A 16,135-nucleotide genomic window follows, 5' to 3' on the forward strand; every position below is an offset into this window, starting at 1 on the left:
TTCTGTCGCTGCATTGACTATTATAGCTGCTTAAGTCTTGATTGTCAATCTGCAATTTAGATTTTATGGCGGAGCTGACGGGAATTGAACCCGCGATCTCCGGCGTGACAGGCCGGCATGTTAACCGCTACACCACAGCTCCACAACGATGTTTATTATATCACCTATCTGACGTTTCGTCAAACATTTTCTAAAATTTTTTGCCCTGCTTAATATTATTCTTATTTAATGAAAGACTAAAAATAAAAAACTGGCTGGCAAGGAGGAATAATCAATTGCTTACTGCTGTCAGGTTTAAAAGAGTATTTTTTGAAAAAGAAGCCCTTAATTATCCTCTGGGGAAAAAAATATATGCAAAGCTTCGTCAGGAAGGCCTTAATATAAACTTTCTCAAATCACACAACCGGGTTACCGGCATCCCAGGCAAAAATCCGCGGGAAGCCTTTTTTCAGGGGAAAAGCACACTGGTAATTGGCATAAGGAAAAATCTAAAGTTTGAAACCTGCAAACCTTCTGCCCACTATCAGCTTCCCCTGGTAACCGGATGCGAAGGAATATGCGAATACTGCTACCTTAATACACAGCTGGGCAAAAAGCCTTATACCCGCATCTACGTAAATATTGACGAAATACTTGTGCAGGCCAAAAAGTATATAGAAAAAAGGAAACCTGAAATAACCATATTTGAAGCTGCTGCTACCTCTGATCCGGTTGCTGTTGAGCCTTATTCCGGCGCATTAAGTTATGCCATAAAGTTTTTCGCGGCTGAAGAATACGGACGTTTGCGGTTTGTCACAAAATTTCCCTATGTCGACAGTTTCCTTTCCCTTGAGCATAACAAACATACCCGCATCCGCTTCAGCCTCAACACTGAACGAATAATAAAAACTTATGAACACCGCACCCCTGATCTCACAGAAAGGCTTGCCGGTCTGAAAAAGGTAGCCAGCCATGGCTATCCGAGCGGGGTAATAATCGCTCCTGTGATACTTGAGGAAGGCTGGGAAACAGAGTACGGAGACCTTTTGCATAAAATGCGTTCATATCTTGAAGATGCTGACTTAAGCGACTTTACCCTGGAAATAATCTCCCACCGTTTTACAGCCAGGGCTAAAAACAATATCCTGGAGGTTTTTCCGGATACTCTCCTTCCCATGGATGAAAACAGGGACCGCAAATTTAAGTACGGCCAATTCGGCTATGGGAAATTCGTATATACAGATGATAAACTTAACCAGATGAAAGATTTTTTCAATGAAAAAATAAGCAAGCTGTTTCCGGGAGCAGTTATCGATTATATGATTTGATAAAGTTATATTTCGTAGGCAATACGCACCAGTTCATCCAGCATGCTGGTAAGTTCCTCTATTCCAGCATTCATTTCTTCCGTGGCTGCTGCCTGCTCCTGAGTAGCGCGAAGGGTAACCTCCGAACTCTTTAAGGCCAGGTTTATCTTTTCTTCTATCTGCTTGGTAAGTTCTCTTATTTTTCCGGCCGTTTCCTTGGAACTTTCTGAAAGCTTGCGTATTTCTGCCGCTACCACTCCAAAGCCCTTGCCGGCATCTCCCGCTCTCGCCGCCTCAATGGCTGCATTCAATCCCAGCATCTTGGTTTCATCAGCAATGCTTCTTATGTATTCCAAAACCTTTATAATTTCAGCTGCCAGTCCAGAAATAGCGCTTATCTCTTCATTCAGCTTCTGTTCGCTTGCTGTTATCTCACTGGCGGAAGCTGCTGTCTCTTCAATAGCAGCTGCTATTTCCTGCATCCCTTTCTGATAGGTATCGGCTACTTTGCGCAGATTAAAAGCATTGTCCCTCCTTACCGCTATGCCATAAGCACCTACCACCTTATTCCTGTCATCATCAGCAAAAGCAGGAGCTGCTATAACCTTAAGCGGCATCCCGTAATAGCTCTCATCTATCTCCATCTGCACCACCTGTTTGGTTTGAATAGCTTTGTCAGCTGGCCCCCCTTTGGCAAAAGGACCTCCTACTTTTACAAAAGGCACGTCAAAATTAGTAGTGTCTTTAAAGATGAAGTTTTCAAGATCAGTGGCATAAAAGGTAGTATCCTTGGGAAATAACGGCACAAGCATTTTTACTATGTAAGGAAATTCTTCTAAAAAGCGGCTTTTCAATTTTATCCCCCCATAAACAATAATTTTAGTGACATTAATATTTTTTATAGTTATATTTCTATATATATGGATTCTTTCCTCTTTTTTCTTATTTTTTATATCCTAATACCCTTTCTGCTTTGTCTTCCCCTTAAAATAAAAATGTTATAAAATTTATAGAGCGGTAAAAACATGCCCAGCCAAAAAATCCTTCATTTTTACAGCATAACTATCTGACATAGGAGTTGAATCAAGTGAAGTATTTACTCTTGTTAACCGATGGAATGGCTGACTATCCGGTTTCTGGACTCGGCAGCCAAACCCCCCTGGAATATGCCAGGACACCTAATATAGATATTCTGGCCCAGTATGCATTCATCGGTCTGGTAAAAACTATACCCGAAGGATATACTCCCGGAAGTGACGTGGCAAATCTCTCGGTTATGGGTTATGATCCTGCCATCTACTATACAGGCCGTTCTCCCCTGGAAGCTATCAGCATGGGAGTACCCCTAAATGATAATGATCTGGCCCTTCGCTGCAATCTGGTCACCCTCTCGGGGGATGAGGAATACGGTAACAAGATAATGCTCGACTACAGTGCCGGGGAAATCTCTTCTAATGAAGCAGGGGAGCTTATAAGCTGCCTGCAGCAAAAACTGGGAGGGGAAAAAATAAGCTTTCATTCCGGTATAAGCTACCGCCATCTCATGGTATGGAAAGAGGCAGCAGATTATAAACTAAGCCTTACTCCTCCCCATGACATATCGGACAGAAAAATAGGCCCTTATTTGCCAGAGGGAGATAATGCGGAAATAATCCTTGAGCTTATGCAAAAAAGCCAGGACATCCTTAAAGAGCATCCGGTCAATAAAAAACGCCGTCAAAAAGGGCTCAAAGAAGCAAACTCCATCTGGCTGTGGGGGGAAGGGAGAAAGCCCTGCCTTAACAGCTTTTATAAAAAATACGGCCTTAAAGGCTCCGTGGTGGCAGCTGTGGACCTGGTAAAAGGTTTGGGTATAGCAGCCGGGCTTAAACCGGTAGAGGTTGCAGGAGCTACCGGAAGTATTAAAACCAATTTTAGAGGAAAAGCAGAAGCTGCTATAAAAGAGCTCAAAAACGGGCAGGATTTTGTCTACCTGCATATAGAATCGCCAGATGAAGCAAGCCACCAGGGAAATCTGGAAAAGAAAATATGGGCTATTGAACAAATTGATAAAGAGGTGGTAGGCATTATACGGGAAGCATTGGACTATTTTGAGGATATAAGGGTAATGATAATGCCAGATCACCCGACCCCTCTCTCTTTGAAAACCCATACCGCAGAACCGGTACCCTTTATGATATATGACAAAAATAATCCCTGTTATGAAAGTCCGGGCATATATAATGAAAAATATGCGCGGAAAGGGATGTTTTTCGAAAGCGGCCATAAATTGATGGACTTCTTTATAAGAGGAAAATAATATAAAAAACTACCGCCAGCTTTAAATAAGAGGCGGTAGTTTTTTATTATCTTATTCCAGAAATTTTAAAACCACTTCCCGCATTTCATCCTTGTCGCATACGGTATCATGCAGTACAGGCTTCTTGTCAAGATCCCTTATCCCTGCAGGAACTTCCCATCCTGTATAGGAAGCCAAAAGGTTTAAAACCGCAAATTCGTCTTTATCCTTTCTCATCTCTTCCGGCACTACAGCTTCCGCCACACTGCCAGCAAATTTGAAAGGGCTGGCAGTGGAAGCAATTACGGTAACTGTATCATCACCGGTATCTTTCAGATACTGCTGATAGACATTAAAAGCTACTGCGGTATGGGTATCCAGAAGATAATTGTGTTTCTGCCACACTTCCCTTATCGTCGTTATAGTCTCTTCATCATTGCAAAAACCAGCCCAGAAAATCTCCCTTACCCTTTCGCCTGTCAGCCTGTCTACCTCATAACGCCCTTTATTTTTGAGCTCTTCCATCCACGAAGAAACTTTTCTGTCATCACGTCCTGTCAGCTCATATAAAAGCCTTTCCAGATTAGATGAAATAAGTATATCCATAGAAGGGGAAATAGTCTTCTCAAACTTGCGGTTGCGGTCATAAACCCCGGTCCTTATAAAATCAGTCAGCACATTGTTGGCATTGGAAGCACATATCAGTTTATTTACCGGAATACCCATCTTGCCTGCGTAAAAGGCTGCCAGGATATTTCCGAAATTGCCGGTAGGCACCGCTATATTTATCTTTTCCCCTTTTTTTATGGCTCCTTTCTTTATCAAATCCAGATAGGCAGCTATATAGTACACTATCTGGGGCAAAAGCCTTCCCCAGTTTATAGAATTGGCAGACGACATTTTCCTGTGTCTGGACTGCAAGAGTTCTTTGAATTCCCGGTCATTGAATATTTCCTTGACCCCGTTCTGGGCATCATCGAAATTACCCCTTACAGCAGCCACCAGGACATTATTCCCTTCCTGGGTTATCATCTGCCTTTTCTGCACTTCACTTACCCCTTCATCAGGATAAAAAACTATTATCCGGGTATTGTCAACATCTTTAAAACCGGCCAGTGCCGCTTTGCCGGTATCTCCTGAAGTGGCAACCAGGATGACTATTTCATCAGTTTCCCCGGTAATATACGAACTGGTAGTAAGCAGATAAGGCAATATCTGCAGAGCCATATCTTTAAAAGCACAGGTGGGACCATGCCACAATTCCTGAATATAAGTCCTGCTGTTCAAGGCGACCAGGGGAGCTATATCTTCATGGTCAAAACTCTGGCTGCTATAAGCATTATTAACACAGTTTGCAATCTGTTCCCCGGTAAAATCAGTCAGGAATTTTTTTAAAATATAAACCGCCTTTTCCTGATAATTTAAGCTTCCCATATTTTCCAAATCTTCTTCTGTAAGGCGGGGTATAAACTCCGGCACAAAAAGTCCTCCATCAGGAGCTATCCCCATTTTTATGACTTCTGCTGAAGTTAAGCCTCGATATTTACCTCTGCTGCTTTCATATTTCATTAAATTATCCTCCCTGTTGAAAAGCATCTTTTAATTATTAAGGCTTTTACTGCCTAAATCATGAAATATGCTCCTTTCCTAATAATAAATATTTTTATCCAGATTGCAATAGCTGATAATATTGTATAATAATGAAAAAAATAATTTTTGATCAACTCTAAACAGGAGGTTTTATATGGGACAAGCTGTTCTCGCTTTAATCGGCCTTATACTGCTCAAACTTTTATGGGATGTCTATAAAGAAAAAACAATGCCTGAACCTCCGAAAACAAAACCTAAAAAAGGCGGCAAAATTATAGATATAAGTGAAGCCTGGATAGACATGAACAATTTGCCCTATACCAAAAAAGAAAGCCTGCTCTCCCCGGCCGAAAAAGAAGTATACGGGATGTTAAACCAGGTCTTTAAAGAAGGAAATTTTTTGGTGTTTCCCAAAGTGCGCCTGTCTGATTTTTTGCATGTTGACCCCCATATATCCAATAGTCCGGAATACTTAAAGCGCATAAATGCCAAAAGTGTAGACTTTTTAATCTGCCGCCAGGGAAACCTGGAACCCGTGCTCATCATCCAGGTACATGAAGGAAGCAACGCGAAAAAAGAACAAATAGCGGAAAACTTCCTGGAAAAATCAGCAAAAGCCGCTAAAATCCCGGTATTGGCCTTAAATTTTGCTAACCTTCCCTCTCTTCCTGACTTATCCCGCAAATTAAGAGAAGAAGGCGTAAATATATAAAATCTTAAAAGTCAGCCTTTTAAGGACGGCTGACTTTTTTATTCTGCCCAAATATTTTATTCGATTATTGATATTTTATTATTTTAATTGTTAAAATTAAAATATAAGCATTAATAATTATTGAAACAAGGAGGAAAAGAAAATGTCATCAACCTTCATGAACACCACCCGCGACCATAAATTTATCCTCAAGGAATGGCTGGACATGAACACCATTTTTAACACCGAAAGGTTCAAAGATGGCTATTCCGTAGACGACCTGGACTTTATACTGGAAAATGCCCTGAAAGGCGCCAAAGAAGTCGTAGCTCCTTCCAATATTGACTCTGACCAGATCGGTGCCAAATTTGAAAACGGCAAAGTAATCACCCCGCAGTCTACCAAAGATGCCTACTATTTTATAGTCAACAACGGGTTTGCTGCCTCCAATGTTGATCCAGAAGATGAGTCAGCCCTTCCTCTATCAGTCGTCTGGACCCTCAACGAATACTTCATAGCTGCCAATCCCTCTATCCAGACCTTGTGGCTCGCCAACTCCGGAGCTGCAGGCTTAATAAGGGATTTCGGCAGTGAAGAGCTTAAAAAAACTTACCTGCCTAAGATGTACAGCGGCCAGTGGTCAGGTACCATGGATCTTACCGAACCTAATGCAGGCTCTGATGTGGGAGACGCTACTACCAAAGCCATCCCCACCGATGAGCCGGGAGTTTACCTTATAAAAGGGACCAAGTGTTTTATAAGCGGCGGCGAACAGGATGTAACCGAAAATATCATCCATCTGGTTTTGGCGCGCATAGAAGGAGCAGCTCCAGGCACCAAGGGGTTATCCCTGTTTGTAGTTCCCAAATATCTGCCTGATGAAAACGGCAATCCGGGAGAATTCAATGATGTACACTGCGCGGGTATTGAACATAAACTGGGACACCGCGGTTCTCCTACCTGTGTCATAAATTTCGGGGAAGAAGGCAAATGCAAAGGCTTCCTTCTGGGAGATCCCCCTGGAGAAGATGGCGTAGGACAGGGTATGGCCCAGATGTTTAAGATGATGAATGAAGAGAGACTTATGACCGGTTTGTCAGCCTGTGCCCTGGCTGCATCCGCTTACCACAATGCAGTGGAATACTGCCGCCAGCGTATCCAGGGACGTCCCACTTCAGATCCTAAAGCTGGCAGATGTCCAATCATAAAACATGAAGATATAAAAAGAATGCTTATGTTCCAGAAAGCCCACATCGAAGCATTCAGAGCCATGGCAGTGCAAACCTTCTGGTGGGCAGATATTGAAAATTACAGTTCTGATCCGGAAATGCGGAAAAAAGCAAGCATGTTCCTAGCGGTAAATACCCCCATAGTCAAGGCTTACTGTTCGGATATGGCACTTCAGTGTATATCTGAAGCTCTGCAGTGCTACGGCGGCTATGGCTTTTCCGAAGAATATCCTATCGCCCAGATTTACCGGGATGCCCGCATCTATCCCATCTGGGAAGGAACCAACTACATACAGGCCATGGATCTGGTAGGACGTAAAATGACTATGAAAAATGGGCAGGTATTCGCCGCCTGGCTCGATCACATCCGCCAGTTTGCAGAAGAAAACAAGAATACTCCCGGCTTTGAAAAAGAATTTTCCCTGTTTAACAACGCTTTAGCCCAGTATGACGAAATACTTAAGATCTGGCAGGGATTTTACAGCAAACCAGGCATGATCCAGCTCTATGCCACCAGGATGCTTCACGCCACCGGGAAATTGTGGGCAGGAAAAATACTTCTGGAAATGGCCCTTATCGCACAAAAGAAAATTGACGAACTGGGCCAGGAGCATTATGACTATAACTTCTATGCCGGAAAAGTAGCTTCCGCCAGGTTCTTCATCAACAACATAATACCTGAAATCGGCACTTTCCTGCAGGTTTTGAAGAATGAAGACACTACCTGCCTGGCGATTGATGACGCTATTTTCGGCTTATAAAGCTGTAAAACGATTCAGCAAAGCCCTCTGGTTTTTTAGGACCAGGGGGTTTATTTTTTAGAAAAATTTACATTTATTTAGATTTTTTTAGCAGGCCTTTAAAAATAAAACCACATTTATCCTGTATGCTTCAAATAGAAAGCATATTATATCAAGGAGGTTTTTATCCCTTGCCAATCTCAAATAACTTTCCTGTATTGCTGGTTAAAAGCTGGGGTAAAAAGAAAAAAGAAAACCTTTCCTTTATAACAAATGACCGCACAACCGGCCTGCCTACCCTGGTATCTGTATTTCCAATGCTGGAAGGCTTGCGTGAAAAAATGCCTCTAGCTCTCTTTTACATTGACATAAAAGACTTTAAAAGCATAGAAAACACCTGTGGAAGTGAAACCTGTGCCTGTATTCTTTTTTCGGTAGCAGAATTCTTAAAATCTGCATCTATAAACTTTTACGGCTTAAGAAAAAACCTGACCACCGTAAGCCTGGGCGGGGATGACTTTCTTATTTTTACTGACGCTCCCAATATTGATGAAGATTTTGAAAGCCATTACTCTCTGCTTAAAGAAGACCTGGAAACTAAAATAAACCAGATTTTGTCCCCTTTAAAACTGGGGAAAAAATTAAATATATATCTCGGATATGCAAAAATACAAAATCTCCCCGGTGCTTTTATAGAATCCATAATCTACAAAGCTATCAAAGAAGCAACCTTCACGGCCAAAAACTATGCCGATGCTTCAGAACATGCCAGATGGCAGGTTTTAAAAACCATAATCGAGCAGAAAAAAATCCGTTCTTTCTACCAGCCTATAATATCACTCAAGAGCGGCAATATAGTCGGATTTGAAGCCCTTTCCCGCGGGCCGCAGGGATCGTGCCTGGAGTCACCCCTTTCTCTGTTTAAGGCTGCCCATCATTATAATTTTCTTTACGAAACCGAAATCATATGTCATGAAAAAGCCATAACCAGCAGCATCACGCATATAAAAGAACATTACCTTTTCTTAAACATAAGCCCCCAGATAATCTACAGCTATGAGCGCCATCTGGCATTTATTCGCCAGCTGCTGGATAGGCACAATATAGACAGCCGCAACATAGTTCTGGAACTTACTGAACGCGATTCTATTGATAACTATGAAAAATTCAAGGAAGCCCTCCATCATTACAGAAGCGCAGGATTTCTCATCGCTGTGGACGACGCAGGGGCTGGCTATTCAAGCCTGCAGGCTATAGCAGAAATCAAACCGGAGTTTGTAAAGATAGATATGTCCTTAATAAGAGATATTGACAAAAACCCCACCAAAAAAGCCTTACTGGAAACTTTCGTTAATTTCTGCTATAAAATCGGTGCCAAAATCATATGTGAAGGTATTGAAACCGAAGAAGAATTAAAAACCTTGTCCGCTATCGGCTGCGACTACGGGCAAGGCTACCTTATAGGCAAGCCTGCCCCCCATATCAAGCAGGAGATAGCTCCCGAAATCAACAAAAATATTAAAGAAAACACCTGTATATGCTATTTTAACACCTTGAACACCAGCAGCAATTTTTCCTGCGAAATAGGGGATATTGTGATGTATCAGGACGCGCTAAGCCCTGATACCCCTGTAAGTGAAGTAGTAAACCTTTTTAATGAAAATAAAATTATAAACGGATATGCCATCTGTGAAAGCGGAATCCCCATCGGCATCATTATGCGCGATCGGCTTTTTTCCATGCTGGGAACCAGATACGGCTACGACCTTTTTGCCAAAAAACCGGTGAAAAATGTGATGGACAAGTACCCTCTCATACTTCCCTGTTTTACTCCCCTGGAAGACGCAGCTTACCGGGTAGCTGAACGGCTGGAAAAAGGATTTACCGACTATGTAATAGTTACCAAAAATCAGGTTTATGCCGGCATGGTCCCCATTTCCAAAATCCTTGATACCCTGGCCAAAATGCAAATTGCCCAGGCTAAAGATGCCAATCCTCTTACCGGGCTTCCCGGCAACCGCTGTATCGTAAAACGGATAACCAACCTTATTGACATGAAACAGGAGTTTACGGTATTGTACATTGATTTAGACAATTTTAAGGCCTTCAATGACTATTATGGATTTGAGCATGGAGATAGGGCTATAAGCCTGCTGGCGGGAATAATAAGCGAAAAAACCCAGATTCACGGCAATCCGGATGATCTGGTCGGCCATATAGGAGGAGACGACTTTGTAGTGATAACTACCCCGGATAAAGCTGAAAACATCGCCAGATGCATTATAAAGGACTTTGACCAGAATATAGTAAAACTCTATGATAAAGAAACAGTACAAAAAGGGTATATTGAGACTGCAAACAGGCAGGGAGTTTTAACCCGCTTTCCCATTATGACCCTTTCCATTGCAGGAGTCAGCAGCACCCGGGACAATCCGTTTGAAAACCACCTCTATATAAGCGAAGCGGCTGCTGAAGTAAAAAAAGCCGTTAAAGCCCAGAAGGGAAGCATTTACATGCATGATAGAAGGAAAACACATATAAAAAAGCCTTAACCCCTGTAAAGGTTAAGGCTTTTTTATATCCATTACATGGTCGGAGTGACTGGACTTGAACCAGCGGCCTCTTGCACCCCAAGCAAGCGCTCTAGCCAAACTGAGCTACACCCCGACGCAAGGATTATTTTATATCATAATCCTTATTTAGTCAAGGTACTTAAGCCTTATCTAACTCAAATTTTTTATGCAAGGCCCTTACTGCCTTTTCCAGCTCTTTTTCATCTATAACACAGGATACCTTTATTTCGGAAGTGCTTATCATATGGATATTTATATTTTCTTCTGCCAGTGCCTCAAACATAGCTGCTGCTACCCCTGGATTAGTCTGCATACCGGCCCCGACAATAGAAACTTTAGCTACATCATCCGTATAGGAAAAACCGGAAGCTGATATCTCCTCAACTATAGCCTCTACTACCGGTATCGCCTTTTTCAGGTCATTCTGTTCAATGGTAAAAGCTATATCATTGCGGTTGTCCCGCATAGCACTCTGAATTATCATATCTACATTTATATTTTCCTTGGCCAGGGCTTTAAATATCTTCATCGCTATGCCAGGAACATCAGGCACATCAAAAAGAGCAAAGCGAACACAGTTTTTATCCCCTGCTACACCACTTACAATCCTTTGTTTTTCCATATTACTTACCTCCGTTACCAAAGTTCCGGGTTTATTTTCAAAACTGCTCAAAACTTCAATATCTACTCCATAAAGCATGGCAAATTCAACAGACCGCGACTGCAGAACCCCAGCTCCCAGGCTTGCCATCTCCAGCATTTCTTCATAAGAAATCTGGGAAAGTTTGCGTGCCTCAGGAACAATGCGCGGATCAGCAGTATAAACCCCATCTACATCAGTAAAAATCAGGCACCGGTCAGCCTTCAGGGCAGCAGCTATAGCCACCGCTGTGGTATCAGAACCTCCCCGGCCCAGAGTAGTTATGTCGCCGTCCGGGGATATACCCTGAAATCCCGCTACTATAACTATACGCCCTTTCGCCAGCTCTTCCCGTATCCTGGTGGTGTCAATCCCGCTTATCCTGGCTTTGCTGTGCTTATCATCACTTTTTATTCCTGCCTGCCAGCCGGTAAGCGAGATAGCATCACAGCCCAGATTCTGCAGGGTTAATGCCAGAAGGGCTGCTGACTGCTGTTCTCCTGTAGACAAAAGCATGTCCATTTCCCGGGGAGATAAGTTATCTCCAGTAAGCTTAGCTAAATCGATAAGCTCATCTGTAGTATCTCCCATGGCAGAAACTACAGCTACTACATCATTTCCCCTGGCCTGCATTTCTTTAAGCCGAAGGGCTACATTTTTTATCCTTTCCAGAGTTCCTACCGAAGTACCTCCAAATTTAGTAACCAATAAGGCCAAAGTTTCCCACTCCTTGTTGCAAGAATATTACTTTATTAAAAACTCATACAGCTTACTCCGCTTTCATGCACCTTGAGATAGAATACATCACTATTAACACCATGTAAACCCCAAACTTCTTTGATTTTTTCTCCAATACTGTATTCATTTTGCCTGGCCAGGGCTATTACCGAAGGTCCGGCCCCACTTAGAGCCACCCCTAAAGCCCCCATTTTTTTGGCTTCGACTACTATTTCATCAAAACCAGGTACAAATTTTTTTCTGGCTGGCTGAAAAATCTTATCGTTCATGGCGATATCCAAAAATCTGAAATCATGTGTGCAGAAACTGGCCATCAAGAAACACGCTTTCTGCAGGTTGGATACCAGTTTTTCAGTTTCCACATTCTGCGGCAAGACTTTCCTTGCTTTAACGGTCGGAAGGGCAAAATCTGGCACAGCTGCAATAACTTTTAGTTCATCGGGAAATTTCAGCTTTTGATAATAAACCTTCCCATTTTCCAGCATGACTACCGTCAAGCCGCCCACTATGGCTGGAACTACATTGTCAGCATGCCCCTCCATCTCTACAGCTATATTTATCAAATCATCTTCATCTAACTTATTCTTGAGCAAAGCATTGCCTGCATAAAGCCCGGCCACAATAGCCGCTGCACTGCTGCCCAGGCCTTTACCTAAAGGAATATTATTTTCTATATAAACATCAACTGACGGCATATTTTCTCCAGCTTCCAAAAAAAGCTTCTCCATAGCCTGGATAACCAGATTGGAGTGAGGATTTTTCTCTATTTCAGAAGCTCCATAGCCCTTGAAATAAACCTTGCCTTCACCATCAGAACACTTTACATCCACATCAAGCATTAAATCCAGAGCCAAACCTAAACTATCAAACCCGGTGCCCAGATTGGCAGTAGTGGCTGGCACTTTTACATTAATCATATTTCCTCCCTTATTAATCCCTTTCTATTCCTTCCAGCCTGATTACATTTCCTATATCCTTTACTGTCGGCAAATCCTTAATTCCTTCCAGGGATTTTTGCAAATCCTTTTCCTTAACCTCATGGGTAATTAAAATAAGCTCTGCCATCTCTCCTCCTTCTTTTTGAACCACAGCAGCGATACTTACATTATTGTTGCCGAATATGCCGGCTATTCCGGCCAAAACCCCGGGACGGTCCACCACGGACATGCGTATATAAAAGCGGGATCTGGTATCCTCTATTTTTAAGACTTTTTTATCGGCATAACAGGTGCATCCTATGCGCGAACTGCATCCATAACGCATATTGCGCACTATTTCTATTATATCTCCCACTACCGCACTGGCCGTTGGCATCTGTCCTGCTCCCCTGCCGTAGTGCATTACATCTCCTACCGCATCACCTTTTACAAACACCGCATTAAACACATCATTTACCCCGGCCAGAGGATGGGATGCCGGTATAAAAGCCGGATTTACCCGCACTTCTACATTGCCCTCTTCATCCTCTTTGGCAATAGCCAGAAGTTTTATTACATATCCCAGTTCAGCAGCATATTTTATATCAGTCGGAGTAATGCGGGTTATCCCTTCTACATAAACATCATCCAGGGTAATCCTGCTGTTGAAGGCAATAGAAGATAAAATGGCAATCTTTCTTGCTGCATCGAGCCCTTCCACGTCAGAAGTAGGATCCGCTTCGGCATATCCCAAATCCTGCGCTTCTTTCAACACCTGTTCATAGCTTAAGCCTTCCCGGCTCATCTTGGTAAGCATATAATTGGTAGTTCCGTTCAATATACCTATAACCTCTTTTATGCGGTTAGCGGCCAAAGACTGTTTTAAGGGATATATGATGGGGATGCCCCCTCCCACACTGGCCTCATAATAAAAATCAACCCGGTTAGCTTCTGCGTTTTCCAGTATCTCCCGTCCTTTTACCGCGATAAGATCCTTATTGGCAGATACTACATGCTTTCCCCGGTTAATAGCTTCCATAACATAGCTGTAAGCAGGCTCCACTCCCCCTATAAGTTCCACCACGATATCTATCTCTTCATCCTTCAATATTTCTTCTACATCAGCAGCTATTTTTTCGGGATTAATGCCTAACCGGAGGCATTTTTCCACATCCCGATCCAAAACCTTGTGCAGGACAATCTCTTCCCCGGCACGATGAGCAATAATATCCCGATTTTGTTCCAAAAGCTTTACCACACCAGAACCTACGGTTCCACAGCCCAAAAGTCCGATTTTAACCATAATAAAACCTCCTGTCTAACTTTTTCCTACTATTTCCGCCCTTATTACCCCATCCAACTTATTGAGAGCCAGCAAAAACTCATCAACCGATACAGTCATCTCTTCAATGCTCAAAGATAAAGTAACATAAGCTACTCCATGCAAAGGCAGGCTCTGATTTATAGTAAGCACATTCGCCTTAAGGGAAGCAACCAGGTTTAACACCCTTGACAAAACCCCGGAAACATGGTTCAAAAGCAGAGAAACATTTATGATATGCAGATTGGCTGCATCAAAAAAAGGCCAAACTCCATCCTTATATTTGTAATAGGTACTGCGGGCTATACCCAGTTTATTTACTGCCTCCAGGACATTAGAAGCTTCCCCTTTGGCCAGCAGCTCCTTAACCCTGGCTGTTTTGACAATTGATTCCGGAAGTATGTCTTCTCTTACTATGTAGTAATTATAATTTTTCCTGGCATCCGACATATAAAACCTCACTGTCCACAATATATAGACCTTTTTCTTTTTCAAACGGACACCAAACATTATAACATCTATAATATGCAATTACAATAAAAAAGTTAAACCCCGGCCCTCAGGCAGCCGGGGTTTAAGAAAACATTTTGGCCTAACCCTGTATTAAATTAATATACATATTATTCCGCCGCTTCCATCATTAACAATTCTCTGCAGAGCATCCTGCAGTTTAACCTGAGCATTTTCCGGCATACGATGCAGCTTGTTCTGTATGCCCTCACGCACCAGGTCATGCAGTGATTTGCCAAAAATGTTTGATTGCCAAATCTTGGCCGGATCTTCTTCAAATTCATCCAGAATATATCTTACCAGTTCTTCACACTGGCTTTCCGTGCCGATAAGGGGAGTCAGTTCGGTAGTGATATCAGCCCTTATAATATGGAGGGAGGGAGCCTTAGCCTTAAGCCTTACCCCAAAACGGCTTCCCTGCCGTATAAGTTCAGGTTCCTCCAGGAACATTTCATCAAGCCTGGGGGTTACCACACCATAGCCAGTTTCCCTTACTTCCCTCAAGGCATCTGCAACTTTGTCATATTCTTTCTTGGCTACGCTCAAATCCTGCATAAGCCTCATAATATCATGATTTCCCTCTATTTCAAATCCGCTTACTTCGCTAAGGCAGCGGTAGAACATCTCCTCGGGAACCTCAACCTCAATAGATGCTGTACCGGTACCCAGATTCATCTCCTTGAGGCTAACATAACTTATGTTTTCAATATCCGATAGTTTTTCAACCGCCTTGTCGATATCTTTTACCTTGTGTATATCACTTAAAACTTCCCTTATGGCCGTTTCCATGCTTTCACGGAACCAGAAATCTTCTTTCAGTTCATCTACCCACTTAGGCAGCTTTATATTTACTTCCTGTACAGGGAATTCATAGAGCACTTCTTCCAGGATGGCATAGATTTCATCTTGAGTAATATTGGCAGCATCTATCGGAATTACCGTAACACCATACCTGGCTGCCAATTCCTCAGCCAAATCTAGAGTCTCTTTTTTATGAGGATTAAGTGAATTTAAAAGGATAATAAACGGTTTGTTAATTTCCAGCAGCTCATTTACTACCCTTTCTTCTGCTTTTACATAATTTTCCCTGGGGATATCGCTTATACTGCCATCAGTGGTTATGACGAACCCAATAGTAGAATGGTCAGTAATTACCTTCCTGGTTCCTATTTCAGCTGCCTCTTCAAAAGGAACTTCATAGTCAAACCAGGGAGTTCTCACCATACGTGGTTCATCATCTTCTTCATATCCTAAAGCCCCTTCAACCGTATAGCCTACACAATCAACCAGCCTGACCTTAAGGCTGATCCCCCCACTCGTGGTTATTTCAATAGCTTCATTGGAAGGTATAAATTTAGGTTCCGTAGTGGTAACGGTTTTCCCGGCACCGCTTATAGGAAGTTCGTCTTTGGCCCGTTCTCTGTCATATATATTTTTTATGTTAGGAATGACCATTAACTCCATAAACCTCTTAACAAAAGTTGACTTTCCAGTCCTAACCGGCCCTACTACTCCCAGATAAATATCGCCACCAGTTCTATTAGCGATATCATTTAAAATATTGTATCCTTCCACTTTCCTTTCTCCCTCCCTCGGATTTAGACTTTAAAGGCACCCTCCCT

General features: G+C 42.6%; 12 protein-coding genes and 2 tRNA genes. 5 read left to right on the top strand and 9 right to left on the bottom strand.

Annotated features, from left to right (window positions below; all coding sequences use genetic code 11):
* Positions 1-66: 66 nt before the first annotated feature.
* A tRNA-Asp gene (locus ACZ42E_RS06710) sits at positions 67-142 on the bottom strand.
* A 133-nt stretch (positions 143-275) separates the two neighbouring features.
* Here ACZ42E_RS06710 and splB point away from each other — a divergent pair.
* Positions 276-1,307 (top strand): spore photoproduct lyase, encoded by a 1,032-nt coding sequence (splB, locus tag ACZ42E_RS06715; RefSeq protein ID WP_464891578.1) that lies wholly within the window; start codon positions 276-278, stop codon positions 1,305-1,307.
* Positions 1,308-1,312: 5 nt separating this feature from the next.
* On the opposite strand, the gene ACZ42E_RS06720 is transcribed toward splB, so the two are convergent.
* Positions 1,313-2,140: a methyl-accepting chemotaxis protein gene (locus ACZ42E_RS06720; protein WP_464891579.1), complete on the bottom strand. Its 828-nt coding sequence runs from the start codon at positions 2,138-2,140 to the stop codon at positions 1,313-1,315.
* A 233-nt stretch (positions 2,141-2,373) separates the two neighbouring features.
* Between ACZ42E_RS06720 and ACZ42E_RS06725 the strand changes: the two genes are divergently transcribed.
* On the top strand, positions 2,374-3,585 hold the full coding sequence (locus tag ACZ42E_RS06725) for a cofactor-independent phosphoglycerate mutase (protein WP_464891580.1): 1,212 nt from the start codon (positions 2,374-2,376) through the stop codon (positions 3,583-3,585).
* 51 nt (positions 3,586-3,636) lie between these two features.
* Here ACZ42E_RS06725 and thrC read toward each other — a convergent pair whose 3' ends face one another.
* Positions 3,637-5,133, bottom strand: coding sequence for a threonine synthase (thrC, locus tag ACZ42E_RS06730; RefSeq protein ID WP_464891581.1), 1,497 nt, complete (start codon positions 5,131-5,133; stop codon positions 3,637-3,639).
* Between the two features lie 175 nt (positions 5,134-5,308).
* On the opposite strand from thrC, the gene ACZ42E_RS06735 reads away from it, so the two are divergent.
* From ACZ42E_RS06735 to ACZ42E_RS06745, 3 genes are all read left to right on the top strand, one after another.
* Positions 5,309-5,866 (top strand): DUF2726 domain-containing protein, encoded by a 558-nt coding sequence (locus ACZ42E_RS06735; RefSeq protein ID WP_464891582.1) that lies wholly within the window; start codon positions 5,309-5,311, stop codon positions 5,864-5,866.
* Between the two features lie 142 nt (positions 5,867-6,008).
* Complete coding sequence (locus ACZ42E_RS06740; RefSeq protein WP_464891583.1) at positions 6,009-7,835, top strand: acyl-CoA dehydrogenase; 1,827 nt, start codon at positions 6,009-6,011, stop codon at positions 7,833-7,835.
* Positions 7,836-8,005: 170 nt separating this feature from the next.
* Positions 8,006-10,366, top strand: coding sequence for an EAL domain-containing protein (locus tag ACZ42E_RS06745; RefSeq protein WP_464891584.1), 2,361 nt, complete (start codon positions 8,006-8,008; stop codon positions 10,364-10,366).
* Positions 10,367-10,403: 37 nt separating this feature from the next.
* Here the strand turns inward: ACZ42E_RS06745 and ACZ42E_RS06750 are convergent.
* The 6 genes from ACZ42E_RS06750 to spoIVA form a co-directional block, all read right to left on the bottom strand.
* A tRNA-Pro gene (locus tag ACZ42E_RS06750) sits at positions 10,404-10,481 on the bottom strand.
* 45 nt (positions 10,482-10,526) lie between these two features.
* Positions 10,527-11,744: an aspartate kinase gene (locus tag ACZ42E_RS06755; RefSeq protein ID WP_464891585.1), complete on the bottom strand. Its 1,218-nt coding sequence runs from the start codon at positions 11,742-11,744 to the stop codon at positions 10,527-10,529.
* 35 nt (positions 11,745-11,779) lie between these two features.
* The gene (thrB, locus tag ACZ42E_RS06760) at positions 11,780-12,682 is read right to left on the bottom strand and encodes a homoserine kinase (protein ID WP_464891586.1); all 903 of its coding nucleotides are present in this window, start codon (positions 12,680-12,682) and stop codon (positions 11,780-11,782) included.
* Between the two features lie 13 nt (positions 12,683-12,695).
* Positions 12,696-13,985 (bottom strand): homoserine dehydrogenase, encoded by a 1,290-nt coding sequence (locus tag ACZ42E_RS06765; protein ID WP_464891587.1) that lies wholly within the window; start codon positions 13,983-13,985, stop codon positions 12,696-12,698.
* 15 nt (positions 13,986-14,000) lie between these two features.
* Positions 14,001-14,534 carry an ACT domain-containing protein gene (locus tag ACZ42E_RS06770; protein ID WP_464891588.1) on the bottom strand — a complete coding sequence of 178 codons (534 nt, stop codon included), beginning with the start codon at positions 14,532-14,534 and terminating at the stop codon, positions 14,001-14,003.
* A 72-nt stretch (positions 14,535-14,606) separates the two neighbouring features.
* Positions 14,607-16,088: a stage IV sporulation protein A gene (gene spoIVA / locus ACZ42E_RS06775; protein WP_464891589.1), complete on the bottom strand. Its 1,482-nt coding sequence runs from the start codon at positions 16,086-16,088 to the stop codon at positions 14,607-14,609.
* Positions 16,089-16,135: the final 47 nt, after the last annotated feature.

This window comes from Thermosyntropha tengcongensis (genome assembly GCF_055381335.1).